The organism is Pseudomonas sp. MD330_10, assembly GCF_042610415.1.
Classification (GTDB): Bacteria; Pseudomonadota; Gammaproteobacteria; order Pseudomonadales; family Pseudomonadaceae; genus Aquipseudomonas; species Aquipseudomonas rhodesiae.
Genome location: NZ_JBHGZU010000006.1, coordinates 122,572 through 148,076 on the forward strand (window position 1 = coordinate 122,572; position 25,505 = coordinate 148,076).

At 59.2% G+C, this 25,505-nt stretch carries 25 protein-coding genes; 9 read left to right on the top strand and 16 right to left on the bottom strand.

What is annotated here, in order from left to right:
- The first annotated feature begins 1 nt into the window (after position 1).
- The 3 genes from ACFZPT_RS11740 (at position 2) to ACFZPT_RS11750 (ending at position 2,831) form a co-directional block, all read left to right on the top strand.
- Entirely contained in the window at positions 2–1,417 is a 1,416-nt protein-coding gene (locus tag ACFZPT_RS11740; protein WP_034114955.1) for an MFS transporter, read from the top strand.
- 131 nt (positions 1,418–1,548) lie between these two features.
- Entirely contained in the window at positions 1,549–2,046 is a 498-nt protein-coding gene (locus ACFZPT_RS11745; protein ID WP_034114956.1) for a hypothetical protein, read from the top strand.
- Between the two features lie 347 nt (positions 2,047–2,393).
- Positions 2,394–2,831 (top strand): GNAT family N-acetyltransferase, encoded by a 438-nt coding sequence (locus ACFZPT_RS11750; RefSeq protein ID WP_034100038.1) that lies wholly within the window; start codon positions 2,394–2,396, stop codon positions 2,829–2,831.
- A gap of 206 nt (positions 2,832–3,037) precedes the next feature.
- Here ACFZPT_RS11750 and def read toward each other — a convergent pair whose 3' ends face one another.
- The 3 genes from def to ACFZPT_RS11765 all read right to left on the bottom strand — a co-directional run bounded on the left by def (position 3,038) and on the right by ACFZPT_RS11765 (position 4,899).
- Complete coding sequence (def, locus tag ACFZPT_RS11755) at positions 3,038–3,577, bottom strand: peptide deformylase (protein WP_034114957.1); 540 nt, start codon at positions 3,575–3,577, stop codon at positions 3,038–3,040.
- Positions 3,578–3,580: 3 nt separating this feature from the next.
- Positions 3,581–4,531: a YihY/virulence factor BrkB family protein gene (locus tag ACFZPT_RS11760; protein WP_034100041.1), complete on the bottom strand. Its 951-nt coding sequence runs from the start codon at positions 4,529–4,531 to the stop codon at positions 3,581–3,583.
- Between the two features lie 182 nt (positions 4,532–4,713).
- Complete coding sequence (locus tag ACFZPT_RS11765) at positions 4,714–4,899, bottom strand: CsbD family protein (protein WP_034100043.1); 186 nt, start codon at positions 4,897–4,899, stop codon at positions 4,714–4,716.
- A 200-nt stretch (positions 4,900–5,099) separates the two neighbouring features.
- Between ACFZPT_RS11765 and ACFZPT_RS11770 the strand changes: the two genes are divergently transcribed.
- Positions 5,100–5,477: a hypothetical protein gene (locus ACFZPT_RS11770; RefSeq protein ID WP_024077075.1), complete on the top strand. Its 378-nt coding sequence runs from the start codon at positions 5,100–5,102 to the stop codon at positions 5,475–5,477.
- A 59-nt stretch (positions 5,478–5,536) separates the two neighbouring features.
- Here ACFZPT_RS11770 and fadD1 read toward each other — a convergent pair whose 3' ends face one another.
- Both fadD1 and fadD2 read right to left on the bottom strand, forming a co-directional pair.
- The gene (gene fadD1 / locus ACFZPT_RS11775) at positions 5,537–7,228 is read right to left on the bottom strand and encodes a long-chain-fatty-acid--CoA ligase FadD1 (RefSeq protein WP_034100045.1); all 1,692 of its coding nucleotides are present in this window, start codon (positions 7,226–7,228) and stop codon (positions 5,537–5,539) included.
- A gap of 396 nt (positions 7,229–7,624) precedes the next feature.
- Positions 7,625–9,313 (bottom strand): long-chain-fatty-acid--CoA ligase FadD2, encoded by a 1,689-nt coding sequence (gene fadD2 / locus ACFZPT_RS11780; RefSeq protein WP_034100047.1) that lies wholly within the window; start codon positions 9,311–9,313, stop codon positions 7,625–7,627.
- A 211-nt stretch (positions 9,314–9,524) separates the two neighbouring features.
- On the opposite strand from fadD2, the gene ACFZPT_RS11785 reads away from it, so the two are divergent.
- Both ACFZPT_RS11785 and ACFZPT_RS11790 read left to right on the top strand, forming a co-directional pair.
- Positions 9,525–10,469 (top strand): alpha/beta hydrolase, encoded by a 945-nt coding sequence (locus ACFZPT_RS11785; protein ID WP_034114958.1) that lies wholly within the window; start codon positions 9,525–9,527, stop codon positions 10,467–10,469.
- A gap of 57 nt (positions 10,470–10,526) precedes the next feature.
- A complete protein-coding gene (locus ACFZPT_RS11790; protein ID WP_003175719.1) occupies positions 10,527–10,997 on the top strand; it encodes a MaoC family dehydratase in 471 nt (156 codons plus the stop codon).
- A gap of 112 nt (positions 10,998–11,109) precedes the next feature.
- Here the strand turns inward: ACFZPT_RS11790 and ACFZPT_RS11795 are convergent, their stop codons facing one another.
- Positions 11,110–11,577: a PA2169 family four-helix-bundle protein gene (locus tag ACFZPT_RS11795; RefSeq protein ID WP_003175720.1), complete on the bottom strand. Its 468-nt coding sequence runs from the start codon at positions 11,575–11,577 to the stop codon at positions 11,110–11,112.
- Positions 11,578–11,783: 206 nt separating this feature from the next.
- Between ACFZPT_RS11795 and ACFZPT_RS11800 the strand changes: the two genes are divergently transcribed.
- Together ACFZPT_RS11800 and ACFZPT_RS11805 are read left to right on the top strand one after the other, a co-directional pair.
- Positions 11,784–12,020 (top strand): DUF3820 family protein, encoded by a 237-nt coding sequence (locus tag ACFZPT_RS11800; protein ID WP_003213031.1) that lies wholly within the window; start codon positions 11,784–11,786, stop codon positions 12,018–12,020.
- A 10-nt stretch (positions 12,021–12,030) separates the two neighbouring features.
- Positions 12,031–13,212, top strand: coding sequence for an aminotransferase class V-fold PLP-dependent enzyme (locus tag ACFZPT_RS11805; RefSeq protein WP_034114959.1), 1,182 nt, complete (start codon positions 12,031–12,033; stop codon positions 13,210–13,212).
- 101 nt (positions 13,213–13,313) lie between these two features.
- On the opposite strand, the gene ACFZPT_RS11810 is transcribed toward ACFZPT_RS11805, so the two are convergent.
- The 3 genes from ACFZPT_RS11810 to zwf are packed head-to-tail and all read right to left on the bottom strand — an operon-like array spanning position 13,314 to position 16,163.
- Positions 13,314–13,979: a bifunctional 4-hydroxy-2-oxoglutarate aldolase/2-dehydro-3-deoxy-phosphogluconate aldolase gene (locus ACFZPT_RS11810; RefSeq protein ID WP_026067364.1), complete on the bottom strand. Its 666-nt coding sequence runs from the start codon at positions 13,977–13,979 to the stop codon at positions 13,314–13,316.
- Between the two features lie 17 nt (positions 13,980–13,996).
- Positions 13,997–14,710, bottom strand: coding sequence for a 6-phosphogluconolactonase (gene pgl / locus ACFZPT_RS11815; protein WP_034100055.1), 714 nt, complete (start codon positions 14,708–14,710; stop codon positions 13,997–13,999).
- Positions 14,697–16,163, bottom strand: coding sequence for a glucose-6-phosphate dehydrogenase (gene zwf / locus ACFZPT_RS11820; protein WP_034100057.1), 1,467 nt, complete (start codon positions 16,161–16,163; stop codon positions 14,697–14,699). The genes pgl and zwf overlap by 14 nt, the downstream gene beginning before the upstream one ends.
- A 219-nt stretch (positions 16,164–16,382) precedes the next feature.
- Here zwf and ACFZPT_RS11825 point away from each other — a divergent pair, with 219 nt between their 5' ends.
- Positions 16,383–17,243, top strand: coding sequence for a MurR/RpiR family transcriptional regulator (locus ACFZPT_RS11825; RefSeq protein ID WP_169868275.1), 861 nt, complete (start codon positions 16,383–16,385; stop codon positions 17,241–17,243).
- A 221-nt stretch (positions 17,244–17,464) separates the two neighbouring features.
- Here ACFZPT_RS11825 and ACFZPT_RS11830 read toward each other — a convergent pair whose 3' ends face one another.
- From ACFZPT_RS11830 to ACFZPT_RS11860, 7 genes are all read right to left on the bottom strand, one after another.
- Positions 17,465–18,310: a D-hexose-6-phosphate mutarotase gene (locus ACFZPT_RS11830; protein WP_034114960.1), complete on the bottom strand. Its 846-nt coding sequence runs from the start codon at positions 18,308–18,310 to the stop codon at positions 17,465–17,467.
- A gap of 97 nt (positions 18,311–18,407) precedes the next feature.
- The gene (locus ACFZPT_RS11835; RefSeq protein ID WP_034114961.1) at positions 18,408–19,754 is read right to left on the bottom strand and encodes a carbohydrate porin; all 1,347 of its coding nucleotides are present in this window, start codon (positions 19,752–19,754) and stop codon (positions 18,408–18,410) included.
- Between the two features lie 86 nt (positions 19,755–19,840).
- On the bottom strand, positions 19,841–21,001 hold the full coding sequence (locus ACFZPT_RS11840) for an ABC transporter ATP-binding protein (protein WP_034100065.1): 1,161 nt from the start codon (positions 20,999–21,001) through the stop codon (positions 19,841–19,843).
- Between the two features lie 2 nt (positions 21,002–21,003).
- Positions 21,004–21,849, bottom strand: coding sequence for a carbohydrate ABC transporter permease (locus ACFZPT_RS11845; RefSeq protein WP_034100067.1), 846 nt, complete (start codon positions 21,847–21,849; stop codon positions 21,004–21,006).
- Positions 21,842–22,750 (bottom strand): carbohydrate ABC transporter permease, encoded by a 909-nt coding sequence (locus ACFZPT_RS11850; RefSeq protein ID WP_034100069.1) that lies wholly within the window; start codon positions 22,748–22,750, stop codon positions 21,842–21,844. The genes ACFZPT_RS11845 and ACFZPT_RS11850 overlap by 8 nt, the downstream gene beginning before the upstream one ends.
- A 93-nt stretch (positions 22,751–22,843) precedes the next feature.
- Complete coding sequence (locus ACFZPT_RS11855) at positions 22,844–24,130, bottom strand: ABC transporter substrate-binding protein (RefSeq protein WP_034100070.1); 1,287 nt, start codon at positions 24,128–24,130, stop codon at positions 22,844–22,846.
- A gap of 104 nt (positions 24,131–24,234) precedes the next feature.
- Positions 24,235–25,494 (bottom strand): AGE family epimerase/isomerase, encoded by a 1,260-nt coding sequence (locus ACFZPT_RS11860; protein WP_034114962.1) that lies wholly within the window; start codon positions 25,492–25,494, stop codon positions 24,235–24,237.
- Positions 25,495–25,505 lie beyond the last annotated feature (11 nt).

Here is a 25,505-nt window from a genome sequence, read left to right on the forward strand (position 1 = left end):
CATGTCCATACTCGCCGCTTCAACCACAGACGGCATCGACCCGCTGCGCGCTGCCCACATCAGCGCACGCATCGACCGCCTGCCCGCCGTCGCTACCGTCTGGCGCTTGGTGGCGCTGCTGTCCATCGGTGGTTTTTTTGAGCTGTATGACCTGTTCCAGACCGCCTATATCAGCCCCGGCCTAATCAGCGATGGGATTTTTCACACCGGCAGTGAAGGCGTGTTCGGTTTCTCCGACCAGGCCGCATTCGCCTCGGCGACCTTTCTGGGCCTGTTCCTTGGCGCCAGCCTGCTCAGCCCGATTGCCGACCGCTTCGGGCGTCGTGCGATCTTCACCTTTGCGCTGATCTGGTACACGGTGGCCACGGTGTTGATGGGTATCCAAACATCCGCCCTGGGCATTATCGGCATGCGTTTTCTGGTGGGGATCGGCCTGGGCATCGAACTGGTGACCATCGACGCTTATCTTTCGGAACTGGTGCCCAAGCGCATGCGCAGTTCGGCGTTTGCCTTCGCATTTTTTATCCAGTTTCTGTCGGTCCCGGCGGTGGCGTTGATGTCGTGGTGGCTGGTGCCCCAGGCGCCGTTCGGCATCGCCGGTTGGCGCTGGGTGGTGCTTAGCAGCGCGGTGTTTGCGTTATTTATCTGGCAACTGCGCAAGCGCTTGCCGGAGTCACCGCGCTGGCTCGCGCAACAAGGCCGCTTCGACGAGGCCGGACAGATCATGGACAGCCTGGAGGCGCGCTGCCGCAAGGATCACGGTAAACCGCTGGACGAGCCCGAGCCAGAGGCCGTCAGCGTGCAGGGCAGCGGGCGCTTTGCCGATATCTGGCAACCGCCGTATCGGCGCCGGGCGTTGATGCTGATCGTGTTCCATGTGTTCCAGGCCATCGGCTTTTTCGGCTTTGGCAATTGGTTGCCGGCGCTCTTGTCGGGTCAGGGCGTGAGTGTGACCCACAGCCTGCTGTACGCCTTTATCATCACCCTCGCCTACCCGCTGGGGCCATTGCTGTTCGTGAAGGTGGCCAACCGCTTTGAAAACAAGTGGCAGATCGTCGGCTCGGCCATGGGCGCCGTGATCTTCGGCAGCCTGTTCGCACTACAGACCACGGCGGTAGGGCTGGTGTTCTGCGGCGTGATGATTACCTTCTGCAATGCCTGGCTGAGCTTCAGTTATCACTCGTACCAGAGCGAACTGTTCCCCACCAATATCCGTGCGCGGGCGGTGGGGTTCTGTTACTCGTTCAGCCGCTTGTCGACGGTGTTCAGCAGCCTGCTGATCGGGTTCATCCTCGAACACCTGGGCACACCTGGGGTGCTGGCATTTATCGCCAGCAGCATGCTGATTGTGATGATCACCATCAGTTGGTTCGGGCCACGTACGCGCAACCTGGCCCTGGAACATATCGCCCATTGACGGCAACGATTGGCCGTTGGCGGGATAAGTGTTGCCGCCGACGGCGCGCCGCCCCAGCAAAACCGGGGGTCTGGCACTCGGCATGTTATTTGCTCCGGCTGTGGCACCGAACATTACACAGGTGACCGATCATGCTGGTAAACAACAACACCCAAGCCGTGTCGACCGTTCAACAGATCAAGCGACCCGACATGGACCCCGCCAACGCCGCCGCCAGCGCGCTGTACAGCGGCGCCCTGCAAGCGGCGCAGCAAAACGTGACCGTACCGGCCGCGCAGAAGGAATTGGACAAAGCCGCCGACCGTATCGACGAAGCCTTCGCCAAGACCCGCGTGCAATTGCAGACAGCCAGTACCGCCAGTGAAGTACCGGCAACCAGCTCGACCTCCGGGGCTCGCGCGGAATTCACTGACTATATGAGCAAATCCCCTGCCGAACGCATCCGCGAGCAATTGCTCAAGGAACAAGGGCTGACCGAGGCGGATGTGCAGAATATGTCCCAGGAAAAGCAGGACGCGATTTCCAAGCAAGTGGCTGAACGCTTGAAGCAGCAACAGGAACAACAAGTAGCGGCAAAGACAGCTGAGCCTCAGGCGCGAACGTTTAAAGAAACCCTGGCGGCCATCTGACGTCACTGGCCGCGAGTTTTTTGCTCGCGAAGCCTCCAAGAACGCTGCGTTCATCCAGCATGATCGTGTCGTCGTCGAATGGCTTCGCAAGCCTGCTCGCACCTGAGCGAGCAGGCGTTTGCGGATCAGTGCCCGAACAGACCTGTTTCGGATTTCTTGGCTTTCTTGTCTGCGCGTTTTTCATCGGCGGTCTTTGCCGGTTTTTTCTTCGCGGCTTTCTTTGAATCCATGCCTTTAGCCATGCTGCGTACTCCACTGTGAAGGGATGCAGCATTGGGTATACCACCTATTGCCCGGCAGAAGGCGCTTATAATCTTGGCCCCCATCACGACGCCTGCTTGAATACCATGCCCGAGTTGCCCATTGATCCACTGCCAGAGCCCCTATGGCCGCTGCTGAACAAGTTTTACCGCCGCCACGATTCATCGATGAAGGCGCTCAAGGGCGGGCGTTTATGGGTGGCGCGCGATGGCGACATTGTCGCCGGGTTGTGCCTGACACCCGTGGTGGGCGGGCAGTGGCTGACCGGCGTGTTTGTGGCGCCGGATTATCGCAGCCAGGGTTTGGCGACGCGGTTGATCCTTGAGGCAGTGGCGTCAGCCGAGGGCACGGTATGGTTGTTGTGCCATCCTGACTTGGAGCGGTTGTATCAGCGGATAGGCTTTACCCAGGACACGCGATTGCCGCAGTCCCTCGGCGAGCGGCTGGTGCGTTACAAGCGCAACAAACCGATGATCGCCATGGGCTTGGAATCGGGAGTGAGGCCGCCCTCGGATAGCAGGTGACCGAGAGGGAATGGGCCCATGCTTTTTGTCTGGCACACCGCGGTGTCTGGAGAGAGGGCCGCTTCGCGGCCCGGCGCGGGGTAAGCCCGCTCACCACAACCACTTTATGGGCCGATCCCGTGTGGTGCGCAGGCTTGGATTTTGTGTAGCTAACTAAGGCTATTGGGAAAGCCCCTTTTTCCACATGCTGATCGGCATTTCTTTGGTTAATCCGCCGTGGCGGGATCCAACTCCGGGAACATCACGTCGATGAAGCCGAACTTGCTGAAGTCGGTGATGCGCGATGGGTATAATCGGCCGATCAGATGGTCGCATTCGTGTTGCACCACCCGCGCATGGAAGCCATCGGCAAAGCGCACGATAGGCTCGCCCTTGGGATCGAAACCTTCATAACGGATCTGCTGGTAGCGGTTCACCGCACCGCGCAGGCCAGGCACCGACAGGCAACCTTCGAAGCCCTCTTCCAGCACCGGGCTGAGTGGCGTGATCAGTGGGTTGATCAGGATGGTCTGGGGCACGGCCGGTGCGTCCGGGTAGCGCTCGCTGCTCTCAAAACCGAAGATCACCAATTGCAGATCCACGCCGATCTGCGGCGCGGCAAGGCCTACACCGCCCACATGCTCCATGGTCTGGAACATGTCATCGATCAATTGCCACAGTTCGGGGCTGTCGAACATTTCCGGCGGAACCGGAGGGGCGATGCGTAGCAAGCGTTCATCGCCCACTTTCAGGATTTCACGGATCATTAATCAGGCTTCGTCAGTAGTGGGCTTAATGGAATGGTCACGGCCAAGGCCGGAAACATGTTGTTTCTCATGGACCGGCGGCTCATCGAAATCCTTGGCCCCCGGTTCCTTGCCTTCGGCTGACATGTGTTCAATCACCGCATTCATCTCCGCGCCCAGCAACAGCACGGCGGATGATATGTAAAAGTATAGGAGCAGCACGATGATCGCACCGATGCTGCCGTACATGGCGTTGTAATCGGCGAAGGTCTTGACGTAGTAGCCAAACCCCAGCGAGGCAATGATCCACACCACCACCGCCAGTACGGAACCAGGGGTGATAAAGCGAAATTTCTGTTCAACATCGGGCATCACGTAGTACATCAGCGCCACGGCGAACATCAGCAGAATCACGATCAGCGGCCAACGCACGATGGTCCACAGGGTGACCACGAATTCCTGCATGCCGATCTGCCCGGCCAGCCACTCCATCACCTGTGGGCCGAGCACCATCAGCGCGGCGGCGGCGAGCAACATCCCGGCGATGCCTACGGTGTAAAAGATCGACAGCGGAAAACGCTTCCAGATCGGCCGACCTTCGACCACATCGTAGGCAGCGTTCATGGCGCTCATCATCAGGCGCACGCCGGCCGAGGCCGTCCACAGCGCGATCACAATACCCACCGACAGCAGGCCACCCTTGGATTGCTGCAACTGGTCGATCACCGGATTGACCTGCTCCAACGCCTGGGGCGGCAGCACCAGCTCCGATTGCAGGCGTAGCCAACTGAAGAAGTCCGGCAGGTGCAGAAAACCAATCAGCGCAATCAAAAACAGTAGGAACGGAAACAGCGAGAACAGCATCTGGTAAGCCAGCGCCGAGGCATAGGTGGGCATTTCGTCGTCGACGAATTCCTTGACGGTGCGCAACAGCACTTTGTGCAGCTTGAGACCATCAAGTACTGGAAAAATCATAGCGTCTCCTTTCGCCGCAAAGAGGATAAGGTCATGGGCGACTCAAGGGCCGTTTTCTACATCAAAGTAGCCCATCTGGCGACTTTGAAACAATTTCCAAACTTTAGTTGCAGCAGGCGACACAAAAACGGCCATCCGTGGATGGCCGCAGGACGGCGAGTTCACACCCGCCAAAGCCAGCGTTACTTGGTGGCTTTTTTAACGGCATCTTTGGTTTTGCCGACCGCCTGCTGAGCTTCGCCCTTCTTCTCTTGGACGACGCCTTCAGCGCGCATTTTGTCGTTATCGGTGGCTTTGCCGACACCTTGCTTAATGTTGCCGACCGCTTCGTTGGCCAAGCCTTTTGCCTTATCCGCTGTGCTGCCCATGGTATTTCTCCGAAAGAACAATCAAGGGTTATTGGTCGTTACATGAAGATTGACCGGAGCGGATTCGGCAGAGTTTCAATTATTTTCAGGGTGCATTTGATCGGTGCGCACAGGTTGGGCTTTATGTTTTGCGGCCAACCCATGAGAATGCGCGGCACATTCAGGCTATAAGGCTGAATAACAGATCCCGTAGGAAGGTTATGAAACTCAATAAAGCACAGGCCATTGCCCGCAGAAACCAGGAACTGGGCGGTGCCGTACTCGGCGTCAACAACTGCCATTTCACCGACCTGGACCGCAAACGCAACATCTGGTGGTTCGATCTGCCGGTGGCACGGATTGCGGTGGGCCAGTACGAGTGGATTCACCTGCTGATGCACAACGCCGAGACCGACCAGTTGTTGCACCTGAAGGTGCCGACGGTGTTTCTGCGCGAGAAACTCGAAGGGCTGGTGGTGCGTAATGCGGGCAAGCGCAAGCCGGAGATCACTCTGGAGCTGAGCGCGGATAAGGATTCGTTCTTGAAAGATGTGCGTCCGGCGGGTGCGGGTGTGAACTTCGCGCAGTTTGCCCTGTAAGAGCCGCGGTCAGAAAAAATGTGGGAGGTGGCTTGGCCCCCTCCCACATTTGAATTACGTTACTTTTTAAGACCGAGTTTCTTCAGCTCTTCATCGCGCAACTCGCGACGCAGGATCTTGCCGACGTTGGTCGTCGGCAAGGCATCGCGGAATTCCACCGCCTTGGGCACCTTGTAGCCAGTGACGTTGGCGCGCATGTGCTCCATCACCTGCTCCTTGGTCAGGGTCGCACCCGGCTTGACCACAATAAACAGCTTGATGTGTTCCCCGGACTTCTCGTCCGGCACGCCGATGGCTGCACACTGCAACACGCCCGGCAGGCCCGCCAGTACGTCTTCCAGCTCGTTGGGGTACACGTTGAAGCCGGAAACCAGGATCATGTCTTTCTTGCGATCAACGATGCGCATATAGCCATCGGGCTGGATGATCGCGATGTCGCCGGTCTTGAGCCAACCGTCGCTGTCGAGCATCTCGTCGGTGGCATCCTGGCGCTGCCAGTAGCCCTTCATCACTTGTGGGCCCTTGACGCACAGCTCGCCGGTTTCACCCAACGGCAGCTCGGTGCCATCGTCGGCGATGACCTTGCACACCGTCGAAGGCACCGGAATGCCGATGGTGCCGATCTGGATATGCTGGATCGGGTTCACGGTGGCCACCGGGCTGGTCTCGGTCATGCCGTAACCTTCGCAGATACCGCAACCGGTCACGGCTTTCCAACGCTCGGCCGCTGCCAGTTGCAGGGCCATACCGCCGGAGAGGGTGACCTTCAGCGCGGAGAAGTCCAGCTTGCGGAAGGCTTCGTTGTTGCACAACGCTACGAACAGCGTGTTCAGGCCGACGAAGCCGCTGAACTTCCACTTCGACAGTTCCTTGACCATCGCCGGCAGGTCGCGCGGGTTGCTGATCAGGATGTTGTGGTTGCCGATCAGCATCATCGCCATGCAATGAAAGGTGAATGCATAGATGTGGTACAGCGGCAGCGGTGTGATCAGGATCTCGCAACCTTCATTGAGGTTGGAGCCCATCAGCGCCTTGCACTGCAGCATGTTGGCCACGAGGTTGCGGTGGGTCAGCATTGCGCCCTTGGCGACGCCGGTGGTGCCGCCGGTGTATTGCAGCACGGCCACGTCGCTACTGACCGGGTTAGCGTCGCTGACCGGTTGACCGCGTCCCTTGGCGAGCACGTCATTGAATTTGATCGCCTGGGGCAAGTGATACGCCGGGACCATTTTCTTCACGTACTTGATGACGCTGTTGATCAGCAGGCGCTTGAGCGGCGGCAGCAGGTCCGCGACTTCGGTGACGATCACATGCTTGACGGCGGTCTTGGGCACGACCTTTTCCGCCAAGTGAGCCATGTTGGCCAGGCAGACCAGCGCCTTGGCGCCGGAATCGTTGAACTGGTGTTCCATTTCCCGCGCGGTGTACAGCGGGTTGGTGTTGACCACAATCAGGCCGGCGCGGATGGCACCGAACACAGCGACTGGGTATTGCAAAACGTTGGGTAGTTGCACGGCGATTCGATCGCCAGGCTTCAAGTCGGTATGCTGTTGCAGGTAGGCGGCGAAGGCGCCGGACAATTCGTACAACTCACCGTAGGTGATTGTCTTGCCCAGGTTGCTGAACGCCGGTTTGTTAGCGAAGCGCTGGCAGGACTGTTTAAGTACCGCCTGAATATTTGGATACTCGTCTGGATTGATGTCTGCAGCAATCCCGGCGGGGTACTTATCCTTCCAAAAGTCTTCGTTCATGGAAGCCCACTCCTCAGCGACGCGAATTCATCATCGCATTTGATGCGATTATTATTGGTGTATGTTTTTTAAGTTTTAAGGTGAGTCTGGCGCGTTCAAGCAGGCCGAGAGGTCACAAAGCGCGCCGAGAGTAGCAGCTTTGCCGAGGGCCGACTAGAGCCAAAAGAGGGCCCTACAGTCATAAACATGACTCATGAATATCTAATGGTCATTTTTAGAGCAAAGATTCTATATCCGCAAAAAAGGCTCTAGAACAAGGCTTAGCAGATTAAACACAGACAAATGTGGAAGGGGGTTGCCCCCGATGACATTAAACAGTCGATACAAATGGTGACTGTTGCGCTGCCATCGGGGGGCAAGCCCCCTCCCACATTTTGATTGCACTTCACTTCAGGGTCAGGCGATGTCGCGCAGCTCCCTGCGCAGGATCTTGCCCACCGGCGTCATCGGCAACGACTCACGCAACACGATGTGCTTGGGCACCTTGTAGCCGGTGAAGTTGCTTTTGCAGTACGCCTTCAGCTCTTCAAGGCTTACCCCCTGAGCCCGCGCCACCACGAACAGCTTCACCGCCTCCCCCGTGCGCTCGTCCGGCACGCCGATCACCGCGCAGCTGGCCACTGCTGGGTGGGCCATGACCACGTCTTCGATTTCGTTCGGGTACACGTTGAAGCCGGAGACGATGATCAGGTCTTTCTTGCGGTCCACAATGCTCACAAAGCCATCGGTGTCGATCACCGCAATATCACCGGTTTTCAACCACCCTTCGGCATCCAGGGTGTCGGCGGTTGCCGCCGGTTGCTGCCAGTAGCCCTTCATCACTTGTGGGCCCTTGATACACAGTTCGCCACGCTCCCCGAGGGGCAATTCGCGGCCTTCGTCATCGATCACCTTCATGGCCGTACCCGGCACTGGAATACCCACGGTGCCCAGCCGCGATTGGCTACCGTAGGGGTTGGTGCTGGCCACCGGCGAGGTTTCGGTCAGGCCGTAGCCTTCGCCGATGGTGCAGCCGGTCAGGGCCTTCCAGCGCTCGGCGGTGGCCTTGACCAGCGCGGTACCGCCGGAATTGGTGATCTTGAGGTGCGAGAAATCCAGGGTCTTGAAATCCGGATGGTCCATCAGCGCGACAAACAGGGTGTTCAACCCCAGCAGGCAGGAAAACCGCCACTTTTTCAGCTCTTTGATAAACCCGCCGATGTCGCGCGGGTTGGTGATCAGCACGTTGTGGTTGCCGGTCACCATCATGCACATGCAGTTCGCCGTAAAGGCATAGATGTGGTAGAGCGGCAGCGGCGCGATCATCACCTCCTGCCCTTCCCGTACCAGCGGCTGGCCGTTATCGCTGACCTGGGACATGCACGCCCGCGCCTGCTGCATATTGGCCACCAGATTGCCGTGGGTCAGCATCGCGCCCTTGGCCAGGCCGGTGGTGCCGCCGGTGTATTGCAACACGGCGATGTCATCCAGGGTCACCGGGTGACGGGTCACACCCAGGCCCGCGCCCATGCGCAGGGCACGCTTGAACGATACTGCGCGTGGCAGGTGATAGGCCGGGACCATCTTCTTGACCTTGTCGACCACGGTGTTGACCAGCCAGCCTTTGGCGGCGGGCAGGAAATCGCCCATTTTGGCTTCGATCAGGTAGTCAATCTCGGTGTCGGCACACACTTCCTGCACCCGTGAACCGAACAGGTTGAGGTAGACCAGCGCCCGCACGCCGGCATCCTTGAATTGGTGGCGCATTTCCCTCGGGGTGTACAAGGGGTTGGTGTTGACCACGATCAACCCGGCGCGCAGCGCCCCGAACACCGCGATGGGGTAATGCAATACGTTGGGCATCTGCACGGCGATGCGCTCGCCGGGCTTGAGGTCGGTGTGATGCTGCAGGTAACCGGCGAACGCCGCGCTCTGGCGCTCAAGCTCGGCGTAGGTCAGGGTCACCCCCATATTGCTGAATGCCGGACGGTCGGCAAAGGCTTTGCAGGAACGCTCGAAGACTTCGATCACCGACTTGTAGGTGGTGAGGTCAATGTCATTGGGAACGCCCGCCGCGCGTTTGTCATTCCAGAAATCAGGTTGCATTATTCTTGTCCTCTGTACCTGAGTGTGTCCGGCCGCTTTTATGCTGCGATGGAAAGCGGAGCTTTGGGGACGTTAGCAGCTATGGCCAATCAGGCAAATACAGGAAAGAGTGTCATCAACTGCGTGAATCTTCCTACAAGGGCCTGTACTGATCAGCCGCTTGCCAGAAGATCAGCGATACACTGCAACGACACCGAGCAAAGGAACCGCCATGAACCACAGCACCTTCTGGCTGACTGCGAACGACCATACCCGCCTATACGTCAACCAATGGCTGCCACAGGGGCCGCTCCAGGCTGTGGTAATGGTGTCCCACGGCATGGCCGAGCACAGTGGGCGCTACGCCCGCCTGGCCGAGGCCCTGTGCGATGCGGGCTACGGTGTGTACGCGCTGGACCAGCGAGGCCATGGACGGACCGCCGATGAAGGCACTCTGGGGTTGTTCGCCGAGCACGATGGCTGGAACAAAGTGGTAGGCGACCTGGCCAGCCTCAACCAACACATCGGCCAACAGCATCCGGGGCTGCCGATCGTACTGTTGGGGCACAGCATGGGCAGTTATATCGCCCAGGCTTATCTGCTGCACCACAGTGCCAGCCTGCATGGGGCGATTCTCAGTGGGTCGAATTTCCAGCCGGTGGCGCTGTACCGCGCCGCGCGCCTGATCGCTCGCGCCGAACGCCTGCGCCAGGGCCTGCGGGGGCGCAGCGCCGTGATCGACTTCCTGTCGTTTGGCTCTTTCAACAAAGCGTTCAAACCTAACCGCACGGCCTTCGACTGGCTCAGTCGCGACCCGGATGAGGTGGATAAGTACATCAACGATCCTCTCTGCGGTTTTCGTTGCACCAACCAACTGTGGGTGGATTTGCTAGGCGGCTTGCAGCAGATCAGCAAAGCGTCCAACCTCGCGCAGATCGATCCAGGCCTGCCGATTCTGGTGATGGGCGGCGAATGTGATCCGGTGAGCGAGGGCAAGCGTCTCACCCACCTGACTCAAGCCCTGCAAGCGGCCGGCTGCCAGCACCTGCAACTGACTATTTACCCCCAGGCGCGTCATGAAGTGTTCAATGAGACCAATCGTGCGCAAGTCACGGCGGATGTGGTGACATGGCTGGATCACGCCCTGAGTTTGCAACGGCCTGCCCGCTGCGAATAAATTTTCCTTTAAAATCAGCAAATTAAATTACCGATTAGCCACAGGATGCGCTCTTAGATGACCCAGGTAACCAACACCCCGTATGAAGCCCTTGAAGTCGGCCAGACCGCCAGTTATAGCAAGACTGTCGAAGAGCGCGACATCCAGCTGTTCGCGGCAATGTCCGGCGATCACAACCCGGTGCACCTGGACGCCGAATACGCCAAGGCCACGATGTTCAAGGAGCGTATCGCCCACGGCATGTTCAGCGGCGCTTTGATCAGCGCAGCCGTAGCCTGTGAACTGCCTGGGCCTGGCACGATTTATATCGGTCAGCAGATGAGCTTTCAGAAGCCGGTGAAGATCGGCGACACCCTGACGGTGCGCCTGGAAATCCTGGAGAAACTGCCCAAGTTCCGCGTGCGGATTGCCACCCGCGTGTTCAACCAGCGCGACGAGTTGGTAGTGGATGGCGAGGCAGAGATTCTTGCGCCGCGTAAACAGCAGGTGGTGACCTTGACCGAGCTGCCGCCGATCAGCATCGGCTGAATACAAATGAGGGAGAGGGCTTGCCCCGATTGCGGTGAGTCAGTCATTCAAACATCGACTGATTCACCGCTATCGGGGGCAAGCCCCATCCCACATTGACTAGGCGGTAAGCTTACGACTGAGCGCGAGCCTGGTTACGCAGGGCTTTAACCTGGTCGTGATTGCGTTGCACGCCGTGGTACTGACGCTCAACCAAGTCACGAATGCCCAGCAGGTTGTGCTTGTTGATCTTCTCGATCGCTTCACGATAAGCCTTCAGTGCGTGGTCTTCACCGCGCTCGGCTTCGTTCAGCACAGCCTCTTCATCTTTACCGGTAACCATCGACTTCACGTCGACCCAGCCACGGTGCAGTGCGCCGGCAACGCTGCCGGAATCTTCCGGATCGCCACCCAAGGCACGCACGGCGGTTTTCAGCTCGGCGGCAGCGGTGGCGCAATCGGCAGAACGCTTAGCAAACAGCGCCTTGAGTTCTGGGTGCTTAATATCTTCAGCGCACTCTTTAAAGCCTTTTTGGCCGTCGATGCTGGTTTCGATCAGGTCGTTAAGTACGGAGATCGATTCTTTGTTGATGTCAGTCATTTTCCAATTCCTTATGTGGGTTGAGAAAGGTTGTCTTAATGATTGCAGCGCCCGTGCCAGGTTTTAAAAAATAACTTTATTGTTTAAATTCAATCATTTACGAAATATTGAACCATCTGTATGTACGTTATTTGCATGATCTGTCATTTGGCCTTCATGCAGAATGCCTGTATTTTCCAAGCTCCTCTCGTAACCGTCTGACGTTCATGAACCCGGAAAAGCTCGAACTGTTGATCACCCGCGAAATGCCTTTCGGCAAATACAAAGGGCGGATCATTGCCGACTTGCCAGGCCCCTACCTGAACTGGTTCGCTCGCGAAGGTTTCCCCCACGGCGAATTGGGTGGTCTGCTGGCGCTGATGCAGGAAATTGACCACAACGGTCTGTCAGAACTGCTCGAACCGCTGCGCGCCAAACACGGCAAGCCTGCCCCACGCCATTAAGAGCCCACCCATGCCCAGCAACGCCCAAAACGAAGCGCATTGGCAAGCCATCGCTCAACGCTATGACTGCGAGCCAGGCCCTATCAATCTTGAGAACGGTTACTTCGGCCGCATGAGCCGCGCGGTGCAGGCCCAGTACCTGGAGCATGTGGCGTTTATCAACCGCAGCAATGCGGTGTATGTGCGCCAGCGTTTCGAACAGGGCGAAAACATCGAGATCCGGCGCCAGCTCGCCGCCTTGATAGAGGTGGAACCCGAGTCGGTGGCATTCACCCGCAACGCCACCGAAGCCTTGCAGTCGCTGATCCGCAACTACAACCGCCTGCAACCGGGTGACCAAGTGCTGATCAGCGATCTGGAGTACGACACGGTCAAGGGCGCGATGCGCTGGCTGGCGGCGCATCGCGGTGTGGAGGTTATCGAACTGTCCCACGCCCATCCGGCCAGTTTCGACAGCCTGCTACAGACCTATCGTGATGCCTTCGCCCAATACCCGCGTCTCAAGCTGATGGCCATGACCCACGTTACCCATCGCACCGGGCTGGTAATGCCAGTGGCCGCCATTGCTCAGGCGGCACGGACGCACGGTGTTGACGTGATCCTCGACGGTGCCCACGCCCTTGGCCAGATCGACTTCAACTTGGCCGATCTGGGCATCCAGTTCGCCGGGTTCAACCTGCACAAATGGATCGGCGCACCGTTGACCCTGGGCTTCCTGTATATCGCCCCCGAGCGCCTGGCCGATATCGACCCGGACATGGGCGAGTTCCACTACCCCATCACCGATGTACGCGCGCGGACGTCCTACAGCACGCCGAATTTTCCGGCGCTGATGACCTTGCCACTGGTATTGGATGAGCATCGCGCACTGGGTGGCGCGGCTGCCAAAGGTGCGCGGGTCAATTACCTGCGGGATACATGGGTGAGCCAGGTACGGTCATTGCCGGGGATCGAGGTGCTGACGCCGGATGACCCGAGGCTGTATTGCGGGATTAGTGCTTTCAAATTCAGCGGTCGGGACCAGCAGGCGATGGCGGACCGTTTGCTCAAGGACTACAACGTCTTCACCACGACCCGTGTCGGGGCCTCGTTCGGGACGTGTATCCGGATCACCCCCGGGTTGGTCACCTCGGTGGCGGACATCCATCATCTGGCCAATGCCATCACCGAACTGCACCGCAGCCCTCTATAAAAGCAGGCGCAGTTTTATTGCAGGCAAAAAAAAGCGGTACACCGACCAAGTGCACCGCAAAAATGCCGTTAAGCACAGCAACAACGATTCGGTAAATCAGATCAATCCAACAGCGCCAGGGCCTGGGCGGTAACTTCCTGGATGCGTGCCCAGTCGCCGTTCTTGACCCACTCTGGGTCGAGCATCCAGCTGCCGCCCACGCACATCACGTTTTTCAACGCCATGTAGCTTTTGATATTGGCCGGGCCGACGCCGCCGGTCGGGCAGAATTTCACTTCGCCGAACGGGCCGCCCAGGGCCTTGATTGCCGCTACGCCACCGCTGACTTCAGCGGGGAACAATTTGAAACGACGGTAGCCCAGGCCATAGCCTTCCATGATGCCGGACGCATTGCTGATACCCGGCAACAGCGGGATCGGGCTGTGCACCGAGGCTTCGAGCAAGTCGCGGGTAATCCCGGGGGTGACGATAAACTGCGAGCCGGCCACTTCCGCGGCCTCCAGCATGTGCCGATCCAACACGGTGCCGGCGCCGGTGCACAGTTCAGGGCGCTGCTCGCGCAGCACCTGAATGGCCTTGAGGCCGAACTCCGAACGCAGGGTCACTTCCAGCGCCGTCAGGCCGCCGGCCGCCAGGGCATCGGCCAGGGGCAGAATGTCCTGTTCGCGGGCGATGGTGATCACCGGCAGGATCCGCGCCTTGGCGCAGAGGCTGTCGATCAAGGCAACTTTATCCGCCATGGACACGGTCGGTTGAGGGCTTTTCATAGCGGCTGATCCTTGGCTCATGGGCACCAGTAAATCTCTAAAGTAGGTTGCAGAAACGCGCGAATCGGCATGGCGGCGACGTCGTCACTGGCCAGCGCGGCGCTCAAAGTGGTCAATTTCGAACTGCCGGAGATCGACAGCACGGTGTAGCGGGCCGTGGCCAGCAACGCGCGACTCATGGTCAGGCGCTGGTGCGGCACGGTCGGCGCCAGCATGGGCCAGCAACGGCGGGTACCGTCGGGCTGCAGGGCTTCGTTCAGGTTCGGGCTGTTTGGAAACAACGACGCGGTGTGGCCGTCATCGCCCATGCCCAGCACCAGCACATCGATGGCGGGCAGTTCGGCCAGCAGGCGATCGGCCTGCTCGGCAGCCTCTTCCAGGTTCGCGGTGGCGCTGTACAAACTGAGGAACCGCGCCTTGGCGGCCGGGCCCTGCAGCAGATATTTCTTCAATAGGCCGGCATTGCTGTCGGCATGCTCTACCGGCACCCAGCGCTCATCGGCGAGGGTGATGGTGACCTTGGACCAGTCCAGGCCCTGCTTGGCCAGGTTCTGGAAAAACGCCACCGGGCTGCGCCCACCAGACACCACCAGCGTCGCTTCGCCACGGGCGCTGATGGCCGTGCGCAATTGTTCGGCCACATCGTTAGCCAAACCGTCCGCCAGCAACGCAGGCGTACGGTACTCATGGGCGCTGACGCCCTGCGGCAGTTTCAATTCAGATATCGCCATACCATGACCTCCCATCCCGCGTGATCAGTGCAATGGAGCTCATCGGCCCCCAGGAGCCCGCCGCATACGGCTTGGGCGCATCACCGGATTTTTTCCAACCGGCGATCAACTGGTCACACCACTTCCACGCGGCTTCGATTTCATCTTTGCGAACAAACAGGTTCTGATTGCCGCGCATCACTTCCAACAGCAAACGCTCGTAGGCATCCGGAATGCGCGTACTGCGGTAGGTGTCGGAAAAATTCAGTTGCAGCGGGCCGCTGCGCAGTTGCATGCCTTTATCCAGGCCCTGCTCCTTGGTCATTACCCGCAAGGAAATCCCTTCGTCCGGTTGCAGGCGGATGATCAGTTTGTTGCTGATCTGCAGGCGCTGCTCGGGGGCGAAGATATAGTGGGACGGTTCCTTGAAGTGGATAACGATCTGCGACAGCTTTTGCGGCATGCGCTTGCCGGTACGCAGGTAGAACGGCACACCGGCCCAACGCCAGTTACGGATATCGGCACGCAAGGCGACGAAGGTTTCGGTGTCGCTCTGGGTGTTGGAGTTTTCTTCTTCCAGGTATCCCGGCACCGGCTTGCCGGCGCTGTAGCCGGCGATGTACTGGCCACGCACCACTTGGGTGGTAAGGCCGTCCGGGCTGATCGGCGCCAGGGCCTTGAGCACCTTGACCTTCTCGTCACGGATGCTGTCGGCGGACAGGTCGGCCGGTGGGTCCATGGCGATCAGGCAAAGCAGCTGCAACAGGTGATTCTGGATCATGTCCCGCAGCTGGCCGGCTTTGTCGAAATAACCCCAACGACCTTCAATGCCCACTTGCTCCGCCACGGTAATTTCTACGTGGGAAATGTAGTGCTGGTTCCACTGGGTCTCGAACAGGCTGTTGGCAAAACGCAGCGCAATCAGGTTTTGAACGGTCTCTTTGCCCAGGTAATGGTCGATGCGGTAGGTGCGGTTTTCCGGGAAAAACTGCGCCACGGCGTCGTTGACCTTGCGCGAGGACTCCAGGTCCGAACCGATGGGTTTTTCCAGCACCACGCGGGTGTTGTCCGCCAGGCCGACCTTGGACAAATTCTCGCAGATCGCGCCATACACCGCCGCCGGAGTGGCGAAGTAGGCGATCAGGCGTTGTTCGGTGCCGGCTTTTTCAGCCAGGGCCACGTAGTCGTCGGCTTTCATAAAGTCGACATGGACGTAGGTCAGACGCGCCAGGAAACGCTGGGCGATGCTGTCGTCCAGTTCCTTGCCGACGTATTTACGCAGTTCTTTTTCGATATGGGCCAGATGCTGCTGCTCGGAGCCGGCTTCACGGGCCAAAGCCAGGATGCGCGTGTCTTCGTGCAACAGACCTGCACCATCCAACTGATAGAGGGCAGGAAATAACTTGCGTAGCGCCAGATCACCCAAGGCGCCAAACAGGGCAAAGGTGCAGGGTTCCACGGTTATCGAAGGCATGATGTTTGTTCTTTTATCAAGTTAAGCTACAAATACCTTTTTTCAAGGTATCACTCAAGGAAAAATGTAGTAATAACCACAACATTTTCCCGAAATACGCATTGCGAGTGGTGGTGTTCAGCTACCCTCAGTAGGATAGGCCACCGCAAAAGGCCGCTCGTCGATTGCTTGCCGCCCTTAATTTGCATCGTCGCCCGAAGGAAAGACTGAATGGACCGCGTGCGAAATCTTCTGGAGCAGATCCAGAGCCGCCTCGAAGACTTGAACAAGGCAGAGCGCAAAGTCGCTGAAGTCATCCTGCTCAACCCGCAGCAGGCCACACGCTTCTCGATCGCCGCCCTCGCCCAGGCCGCCTCGGTCAGTGAACCGACGGTCAACCGTTTCTGCCGTTCATTCGGCGTGAGCGGTTACCCTGAACTCAAATTGCAGTTGGCGCAAAGCCTGGCCAGTGGCGCGGCTTATGTCAGCCGCGCCGTGGAGGCCGATGATAACCCGGAGGCCTACACGCAGAAGATCTTTGGCAGTGCCATCGCCTCCTTGGACAGCGCCTGCCAGGCCCTGGACCCGAACCTGATCAGCAAGGCCGTGGACCTGCTGATCCAGGCTCGGCAGATCCACTTCTTCGGCCTCGGTGCTTCGGCCCCGGTGGCCATGGACGCCCTGCATAAGTTCTTCCGTTTCAACCTGGCGGTCACCGCCCACGCCGACGTACTGATGCAGCGCATGATCGCCTCGGTGGCCCATACCGGTGAGCTGTTCGTGATCATTTCCTACACCGGGCGTACCCGCGAGCTGGTGGAAGTGGCGCGTATCGCACGCAGTAACGGCGCCTCCGTGCTGGGCGTGACCGCCGAGAACTCACCGCTGGCCAAGGCCAGTACGGTGAGCCTGAATATTCCACTCCCGGAAGACACGGATATCTACATGCCGATGACGTCGCGGATCATCCAACTGACCGTGCTGGATGTGCTGGCCACCGGCATGACATTGCGTCGCGGGGTGGATTTCCAGCCGCACTTGCGCAAGATCAAAGAGAGTCTGAATGACAGCCGGTATCCGGTGGGGGATGAGTTTAACTAAGCTCGAATCTCTACCAGCAGTACCGCCGCCATCGCGAGCAAGCCCGCTCCCACAGGGCAATGCGTTCCAAATGTGGGAGCGGGCATGCCCCCGATGAGGCCACAAGCAACAACGCTAAACTCCAGCCCGAGCTTGCAAACTCAGGTGCGCCCGCTCCCACAGGGCAATGCGTTCCAAATGTAGGAACGGGCTTGCCCGCGATGAAGCCATAAGCAACAACGCTAGACTCCAGCCCGAGCCTGCAAACTCAGGTGCGCCCGCTCCCCCGGCGCCAAACTGGCCCCGGCCATCGCCGACTCCACACACACAAACCCCGACGCCTCGTTAAAACTCACGCCCAATAGCGGTCGGCTGCCCGGATGCCACACCACAGTGTCGGCACTCTCGCCCGTGTCGATGCACAGTTCGCGCTGCCAGGCGTGATCCTTGAGGTGCAGTTCGCCTTCGTGCTGGAACACCCGCTGGCATCCGCCCTCTACGCGCAACTCGCCCTCCTGCTGGCACATCTGGCGGTTGAGCTGATCGTAACCTTGCGCGCCTTCGAGCCCAGACAGCGCTACCTCATCAACGTGACCAATACGCCAGTAAGCGTGCAACGCATGGCTCAACTGGCACGGCAGTTCGTCCTGATGCTCGGTGCTCAGGCGCAATTCCAAGGTAGCCCCCAGGTGCGCGTGCAGGTCCACCTGCCAGTCGCACAGTTGCAGTTGCCAGTGCAGGTTCACGCCTTCGTCATCGCTGGAGCTATCGAGCAGTTTCCAGTCGATCAGGCGCGCCCAGCCATGGGACGGCCAGGCGTTTTCGCTTGGGTGACGGCCATACCATGGCCAGCACACCGGCACGCCGCCACGAATGGCACCGACCTGCGGCCACTTGGCCGCGCACCACAGCCAGGGCTTCTGACCACGCGGCTGAAAATGCAACAGTTGCGCGCCCTGGCGACTGAATACCGCCTGGCACAGCGGATGATCGATCACCAACACGTCGCGCATCTGAAAGCGTTCCCAGGCGAACACCGGACGTTCGCGCAGGGATTTGAAAAAGCGTTGCAGCGGATGCTCATGCATGTGCCACGGTCCTGTATCACAGTGCTGCGCAAAAAAAAGCGGATAGCCATGGCTATCCGCAAATGCGCACAGAGAGAAGGAGCTTATCGCAACAGCGTTAGAACGTAGACTGAATTTTCAGACCCGCTACCAGCGCGTTGTCGACTTTGTCCACGCCGCCAGGCTGCACGACGTATTGCAGGTTGGGACGTACGGTCAGCCAGTTGGTAACGTGGAAGCCGTAGTTGAGTTCGAAGTTGTATTCGGTTTCACGAATCGGCGTGTACAGCGGGTTGTCATAGTCGCTGACGCCGTTAGCGGCATTGAGCAGTTCCGAGTTGCGCTTGACGTCATTGTTGACATGCAGGCGCGCGGCACCAATACCGACGTCGTCTTTTGGACGCGCATCGAATGGGCCTTTGTACACCAGCATGAGCGACTGATAGTTGTCGACAAGGTTGGTTTCCTTGTCGTGGAACGTGGCGTTGGCTGCGATGTTCAGGCCGCGCGACGCGTCGCCGTTATGGGTGGTGAGTTGCTGTTGCGCAACGAACCAGTAGCCTTTTTTGCTGCTGCGGGTACGGAAGTCAGCACCACTGAGGACCGCATCGCCACCGTTGACGTCTTTACGCACATCCGGAGCATCGGCGGCGCTCTTGTAGTAACCCACACGGTATTCGCCCGGCAGGTTATTCACTTTCGGCGACCAGACCAATTCCACCGGGATCACAGTACCTTTGGTACCACTGCCGCTGAGTTTGAAGCCGTTGCCGTGTTCAAGCTGCGACGGGTTCTGGTTGTAGGCACCGATCTGGGCATACAGCTCAGGGGTGATGTTGTACTTGACGCGGATAGCCGCCTGGCTGACTGGCCAGTTGTACCAGGTGTTGACGTAGTTACCGACCTGGGAGCCGCAGAACGACAGGTTCTGGAAGTCGCATGGGAAGGTGTTGAAGTCTTCGCCTTCACCGAAGTAGCCCAGTTTCACGTCCAACTTGTTGTCGAACATCTGGTGCTGGATCCAGAACTGGGTCAGACGCACCATATGGCCACGGCCATACACTTCTTGGGACGAACTCAGCGTGCCGGCACGCGGGTCGCCAATACGGTCGTTGGAGATGTTCTGGCCGTTACGATTGGTCAACTGGATCTTGGCCTGGGTGTTATCCCAGCCCCACAGTTTTTGCAGGTCCAGCGCCACACCCAGACCGAACTGGTCGGAGTAGCGACCGGTCTTGTCGTTGTTGTAACCACCGCGGGCGTTGTAGCCCATTTCCCCGACGTAATCGGCCTTGATGTCGATACCTTGCTCGATCAGCTTAGTACGCTCGCCACCCCAGTCGCCGGTCATCCACTTGGAATCGGCGCTGAATGCATCGGCCGCCATCGCATTGGCGGACAATACCAGGGCTGCTGCTGCTGACAGTTGGCAGATCAGCCGAGTGTTGTTGTGTTGCTTTTTCATCCCTACATCCTCGTCTTTATTGTTATTAAACTGTTTTTATCTAACGTGGGTTACATTTTTTTAATCAAAACAACAAGTTATCTCGATCAACGGCCCTTGAACTGGGTCACGTTGTCGGCAGGCACCTGAGCAGGCAACGCGGCGGCAGTGCCCAAACGCTCGCCAGTGTTGGCGTCAAACAGCAGCACCTTGGCCGGGTCGAACTGCAGGGTCAGGGTCTCGCCCACTTGCGGTGCCACATCCGGTGCCAGGCGGCAGCAGACTTTGGTGTCATTGAGCTGCACGAACACCAGGGTGTCCGGGCCGGTAGGCTCGGTAACCTGGACTTCGGCGCGAATACTCGACGAGCCATTGCCCTCCCCTGCCGCCAGCACGATTTGCTCCGGGCGCAGGCCCAGGATCACATCGCGGTCTTCCAGACCGGCGTCGTTCATCCCCAGTGGCAATTCGCAACGGGCTTGACCGCTGTCGAGCAGCGCTACCAACTTCCCGTCTTTGCGTTTTAGACGCATAGGAACGAAGTTCATCGGTGGTGAACCGATAAAGCTTGCCACAAACAGGTTAGCCGGGTCGTTGTAAATTTCCTTCGGCGTGCCGAATTGCTGGATGATGCCGTCCTTCATCACCGCCACTTTGTCGCCCAGGGTCATCGCTTCGATCTGGTCGTGAGTCACGTAGACCGTGGTGGTCTTGAGGCGCTGGTGCATCAGCTTCATTTCGGTGCGCATCTCAACCCGCAGCTTGGCGTCGAGGTTGGACAGCGGTTCGTCGAACAGGTAGATCTTCGGCCGACGCGCCAGGGCACGGCCCATGGCCACGCGCTGTTGCTGGCCGCCGGAAAGCTGGCCCGGCTTGCGGTTGAGCAAATGTTCGATCTGCAGCAGCTTGGCCACGCGCGCCACTTCGGCGTCGATATCGGCCTGGGGCATCTTGCGGATTTTCAGGCCGAACTCGATGTTCTCGCGCACGCTCATGGTTGGGTACAGGGCGTAGGACTGGAACACCATGGCGATGTCGCGATCCTTGGGGCTCATGCCGCTGACGTCCTGATCACCGATCATGATCGCGCCACCGGTGATGGTTTCCAGGCCCGCGATACAGTTCATCAGCGTGGATTTACCGCAACCCGATGGGCCGACCAGGATCAGAAACTCGCCTTCCTTGATCGACAGTTCGATGTTCTTCAAGGTGTCGGGCAGGCCGGGGCCATAGGTCTTGTTTACATTGCGAAGTTCGAGCGTAGCCATGATTACCCCTTGACCGCGCCGGCCGTGAGGCCGCGCACGAAATACTTGCCTGCGATCACATAGACCAGCAGGGTCGGCAGCCCGGCGATCATCGCCGCCGCCATATCCACGTTATATTCCTTGGCCCCGGTGCTGGTGTTGACCAGGTTGTTCAGCGCCACGGTGATGGGCTGGGAGTCGCCGCTGGAGAACACCACACCGAACAGGAAGTCGTTCCAGATCTGAGTGAACTGCCAGATCAGGCAGACCATGATGATCGGCGTCGACATCGGCAGAATGATCCTACGGAAAATCGTGAAGAACCCCGCACCGTCTAGGCGTGCTGCCTTCACCAGTGCATCCGGAATGCTGACGTAGTAGTTACGGAAGAACAGTGTGGTGAACGCCAGGCCATAGACCACATGCACGAACACCAGACCGGTAGTGGTGCTGGCCAGGCCCATCTTGCCCAGGGTGAACGACGCCGGCAGCAGCACGGTCTGGAACGGCAGGAAGCAGCCGAACAGCAACAGGCCGAAGAACAACTGCGAACCACGGAAGCGCCACATCGACAGCACGTAACCGTTCAACGCGCCGATGGCGGTGGAAATCAGCACCGCAGGCACGGTGATCTTGATCGAGTTCCAGAAGTAACCATCCACGGTGGCCCAGGCCTTGACCCAGCCGATACCGCTGACCACGGTGGGCCAGCTCAGCAGGTTGCCGGTGCTGATGTCTTCGGGGGTTTTGAAACTGGTCAGCAACATCACCACCAGCGGTACCAGGTACAGCAACACCGCCAGGATCAGCACCGCGTAGATCGCGATGCGACTCAGGCTGATGGAAGGTTTGGCAGCGAGACTAGTCATGACGCTTGGTCCTCAGCTCGGAGTACAGGTACGGCACGATGATCGCGAGGATCGCACCGAGCATCAGGATGGCACTGGCCGAGCCCATGCCCATCTGGCCACGGCTGAACGTGAACGAGTACATGAACATCGCCGGCAGGTCGGACGAGTAGCCCGGGCCGCCGGCGGTCATGGCCGCCACCAGGTCGAAGCTCTTGATCGCAATGTGCGCCAGGATCATCACCGCACTGAAGAACACTGGGCGCAGGCTCGGCAGCACCACGCTCCAATAAATACGCGGCATGCTCGCACCGTCGATCTGGGCGGCACGGATGATCGACTGATCAACACCGCGCAGGCCGGCGAGGAACATCGCCATGATGAAACCGGAGGCTTGCCACACGGCGGCGATGACCAGGCAGTAGACCACGCGGTCCGGGTCGATCAGCCAATCCAGACGGAAGCCTTCCCAGCCCCAGTCACGCAGGAGTTTGTCCAGGCCCATGCCTGGGTTGAGCAGCCATTTCCAGGCCGTACCGGTGACGATCATCGAGAGCGCCATCGGGTACAGGTAAATGGTGCGGATAAAGCCTTCGCGACGGATACGCTGGTCGAGGAACACCGCCAGCAGCACGCCGATCACCAGGGTAATACCGATGAACATCCCACCGAACACGGCCAAGTTCTTGCTCGCCACCCACCAGCGGTCGTTGTCGAACAGACGCTGGTATTGGGCAAGACCGGCCCACTTATAGTTGGGCAGGAACGTGGACGTGGTGAACGACAGCACAAACGTCCAAAGGATGTAGCCATAGAAGCCGACCAACACGATGAACATGCTGGGCGCCAGCACCAGTTTAGGTAGCCAGCGCTGCAATGCATCGAACGGCGAGGCCTTGCTGAACACAGCAACAGAACTCATGGGGAAATCCAATAATAAGACTGAAGGCAGCTACAAGCGGCAAGCGTCAAGACATACCGCGCCCGCTTGCAGCTTGTAGCTTGTAGCTAGTTCCTACTTGGCAGACTTGATCGCAGCGCCGAGTTTCTTGGCGGTGTCGGCCGGGTCGGCTTTCGGGTCGTTGATGTAGTTGGTCACGACATCGAAGAACGCGCCTTGCACAGCCAAGGTGGTGGCCATGTTGTGGGCCATGCTTGGTTGCAGGCCGCCGGTCTTGGCATCAGCCAGGAAGTCCTTGGCCGCGGTCTGGGCGCAGGAATCGAAGCCGAGCTTGTCCATTTCATTGAGCATGTCAGTTCGAACAGGGATCGAACCCTTGTTGATGCTGAAGACTTTCTGGAAGTTTTCACCCAGCACGACTTTGGCAATGTCCTGCTGACCGGCCGCAGTGCCTTTGTCTTTCTGCTTGAACACCGCCAGGGAGTCGATGTTGTAGGTGAAGGCTTTGTCGGTACCCGGGAAGGCTACGCACTCGTAATCCTTGCCGGCGACTTTCTTGGCGGCGGTCCATTCGGACTTGGCCCAGTCACCCATGATCTGCATACCGGCCTTGCCGTTGATGACTTTGCCGGCTTCCAGGTTCCAGTCCTGGCCCTTGCCGTCGACATCCATGTAGGTCGCGACTTTCTTCAGCTCAGTCAGGGCCTTGACCATTTCCGGGCCGGTCAGCGCGGCGTTATCCAGGTCGACCAGGGCTTTCTTGTAGCCATCGGCGCCCATCACCGACAGGACTACGGCTTCGAACACGGTGCTGTCCTGCCAAGGCTGGCCACCGTGGGCGAGCGGAATGAAACCCGCGGCCTTGAGCTTGTCGCCCGCTGCGTAGAATTCTTCGAGGGTGGTCGGGTTCTTGGTGATGCCGGCTTTCTTGAAGACTTGCGGGTTGATCCACAGCCAGTTCACACGGTGGATATTGACCGGTACGGCGACATAGTCACCTTCGTACTTCACGGTATCGGATACTTTTTTGTCGAGCAGCGAATCCCACTTTTCTTCTTTGGCGACGTCTTTGAGCACGTCGGTGTCGAGCAGGCCGGTGGACGCCCATTCCTGGATGTCGGGGCCTTTGATCTGGGCTACGCCCGGTGGGTTGCCGGCGACGGCGCGGCTTTTGAGCACGGTCATGGCAGTCGCGCCACCACCGCCGGCGACGGCACCGTCTTTCCAGGTGAAACCGTCTTTCTCAACTTGGGCCTTCAGGACATCCACAGCCGCTTTTTCGCCACCCGAGGTCCACCAATGCACCACTTCAACCGTACCTTTGGAGTCGGCGGCAAATGCACTGAGGGGGAACAACGAGGCAACGGAAATAGCAACGGCGAGGCGATTAATCGCGTTCATCTGAGTACCTTTTTTTGTTGTTATGCATGCAAGTCTTAGGCTTGCGCTGCACGGAGTTTAAACATGGATTTTTGGGGCGCAGGTAACAAAGGGATGCACAAACGTCACCACTTGGTGACATAGCTTCCGGCGCTCAAGGCGCTGGTCATGCTGGGCGCCAGCGGCAGCGCAGGCAGCACCACCGCTTGCCAGGCATGGTACAGGTCTGGCTTGCCGCCCCAAATCTTGCTGCTGGGTTGGTTATGTGGGCTGAGCTCGTGGTGCCAACTGCCCTGCACGCGGTCGATAAAGTGGCTGTCGCAGAATTCCCAGATCCGCCGGTACCAGGTTTCGTAGTGCAACTCGCCGGTGCGCTTGAGCAGGGCCTGGGCGGCGGCGCTGGCTTCAGCGTGGGTCCAGTGCAGGCGCTCGCGCACCACCGGGCGATGGTTCCAGTCCAGGGTGTAGACAATTCCCGGCGCACCGTCCACAGACCAGGCGTATTCGCTGGCACTGGTGAACAGGCCCTTAGCGTCACCCAGCAGCCACGCGGGGGTGGGCAACCCGGCATACAGGCGCGCGGCCTCAAGGTGCAGCATCAGCCGCGCCCATTCGAAACCATGGCCGGGGGTGATGCCATAGGGGCGGAAACCATCGGCGGGGTTGTCTTCGTTGTAGGCCAGCAGGGGTTGCCAATGGGCGTCGAAGTGTTCGATCACCATGAATTGGCTGCCGGCGGCATGCTGGTGAATCAATCGCTCGACGATCCGCAGCGCGCGGTCCAGCCAGCGCGTATCGCCGGTGACATCGGCCAGGGCGAGGAAGGCTTCGGTAGCGTGCATATTGCTGTTGGCGCCGCGATAGGCCTCCAGCCCGCTCCAGTCCTGGGCAAAGGATTCGAGCATCACGCCCTCCTCTTCGCTCCAGAAAAACTGGTCGATGATATGGATAGCATCGGTGAGCAACTGCTGCGCGCCGGGCGCACCGACCACCACCGCAGAACTGGCGGCCAGCGCCACGAATGCGTGCAGGTAGGCGGCTTTACCTCGGTTGCCATCCAATGCACGAGGCGTGGCGAACCAGCCGCCGTGTTCAGGGTCCCGCAACGGGCCGCTTAGGGCCGCAACGCCATGAGCCACCAGCTCGGCGTAACCGGGCAAGCCCATGGCATGGGCCATGGCGAAGCTGTGGGTCATGCGGGCGGTGTTCATGGTTTCGGCGTGAGCGTCGGCGGGCAACTGGCCGGTGGCGTCCAGGTTGCCGAAGCCGTCGGGCAGCCGCGAGGCTTTGGCGAATGTCAGCAGGCGCTGGCCTTCGGCGGCGAGCCAAGCGTGATGGGCAGGTGCATTCAGCCAACTGCTGGCGGGCAGTGGTTGGGTGGTCATGGGGCGGCCCT

Coding starts and splice junctions, on each gene's coding strand:
- ACFZPT_RS11740 (WP_034114955.1), top strand. CDS start 2: ATGTCCATACTCGCCGCTTCAACCACAGACGGCATCGACCCGCTGCGC.
- ACFZPT_RS11745 (WP_034114956.1), top strand. CDS start 1,549: ATGCTGGTAAACAACAACACCCAAGCCGTGTCGACCGTTCAACAGATC.
- ACFZPT_RS11750 (WP_034100038.1), top strand. CDS start 2,394: ATGCCCGAGTTGCCCATTGATCCACTGCCAGAGCCCCTATGGCCGCTG.
- def (WP_034114957.1), bottom strand. CDS start 3,577: ATGATCCGTGAAATCCTGAAAGTGGGCGATGAACGCTTGCTACGCATC.
- ACFZPT_RS11760 (WP_034100041.1), bottom strand. CDS start 4,531: ATGATTTTTCCAGTACTTGATGGTCTCAAGCTGCACAAAGTGCTGTTG.
- ACFZPT_RS11765 (WP_034100043.1), bottom strand. CDS start 4,899: ATGGGCAGCACAGCGGATAAGGCAAAAGGCTTGGCCAACGAAGCGGTC.
- ACFZPT_RS11770 (WP_024077075.1), top strand. CDS start 5,100: ATGAAACTCAATAAAGCACAGGCCATTGCCCGCAGAAACCAGGAACTG.
- fadD1 (WP_034100045.1), bottom strand. CDS start 7,228: ATGAACGAAGACTTTTGGAAGGATAAGTACCCCGCCGGGATTGCTGCA.
- fadD2 (WP_034100047.1), bottom strand. CDS start 9,313: ATGCAACCTGATTTCTGGAATGACAAACGCGCGGCGGGCGTTCCCAAT.
- ACFZPT_RS11785 (WP_034114958.1), top strand. CDS start 9,525: ATGAACCACAGCACCTTCTGGCTGACTGCGAACGACCATACCCGCCTA.
- ACFZPT_RS11790 (WP_003175719.1), top strand. CDS start 10,527: ATGACCCAGGTAACCAACACCCCGTATGAAGCCCTTGAAGTCGGCCAG.
- ACFZPT_RS11795 (WP_003175720.1), bottom strand. CDS start 11,577: ATGACTGACATCAACAAAGAATCGATCTCCGTACTTAACGACCTGATC.
- ACFZPT_RS11800 (WP_003213031.1), top strand. CDS start 11,784: ATGAACCCGGAAAAGCTCGAACTGTTGATCACCCGCGAAATGCCTTTC.
- ACFZPT_RS11805 (WP_034114959.1), top strand. CDS start 12,031: ATGCCCAGCAACGCCCAAAACGAAGCGCATTGGCAAGCCATCGCTCAA.
- ACFZPT_RS11810 (WP_026067364.1), bottom strand. CDS start 13,979: ATGAAAAGCCCTCAACCGACCGTGTCCATGGCGGATAAAGTTGCCTTG.
- pgl (WP_034100055.1), bottom strand. CDS start 14,710: ATGGCGATATCTGAATTGAAACTGCCGCAGGGCGTCAGCGCCCATGAG.
- zwf (WP_034100057.1), bottom strand. CDS start 16,163: ATGCCTTCGATAACCGTGGAACCCTGCACCTTTGCCCTGTTTGGCGCC.
- ACFZPT_RS11830 (WP_034114960.1), bottom strand. CDS start 18,310: ATGCATGAGCATCCGCTGCAACGCTTTTTCAAATCCCTGCGCGAACGT.
- ACFZPT_RS11835 (WP_034114961.1), bottom strand. CDS start 19,754: ATGAAAAAGCAACACAACAACACTCGGCTGATCTGCCAACTGTCAGCA.
- ACFZPT_RS11840 (WP_034100065.1), bottom strand. CDS start 21,001: ATGGCTACGCTCGAACTTCGCAATGTAAACAAGACCTATGGCCCCGGC.
- ACFZPT_RS11845 (WP_034100067.1), bottom strand. CDS start 21,849: ATGACTAGTCTCGCTGCCAAACCTTCCATCAGCCTGAGTCGCATCGCG.
- ACFZPT_RS11850 (WP_034100069.1), bottom strand. CDS start 22,750: ATGAGTTCTGTTGCTGTGTTCAGCAAGGCCTCGCCGTTCGATGCATTG.
- ACFZPT_RS11855 (WP_034100070.1), bottom strand. CDS start 24,130: ATGAACGCGATTAATCGCCTCGCCGTTGCTATTTCCGTTGCCTCGTTG.
- ACFZPT_RS11860 (WP_034114962.1), bottom strand. CDS start 25,494: ATGACCACCCAACCACTGCCCGCCAGCAGTTGGCTGAATGCACCTGCC.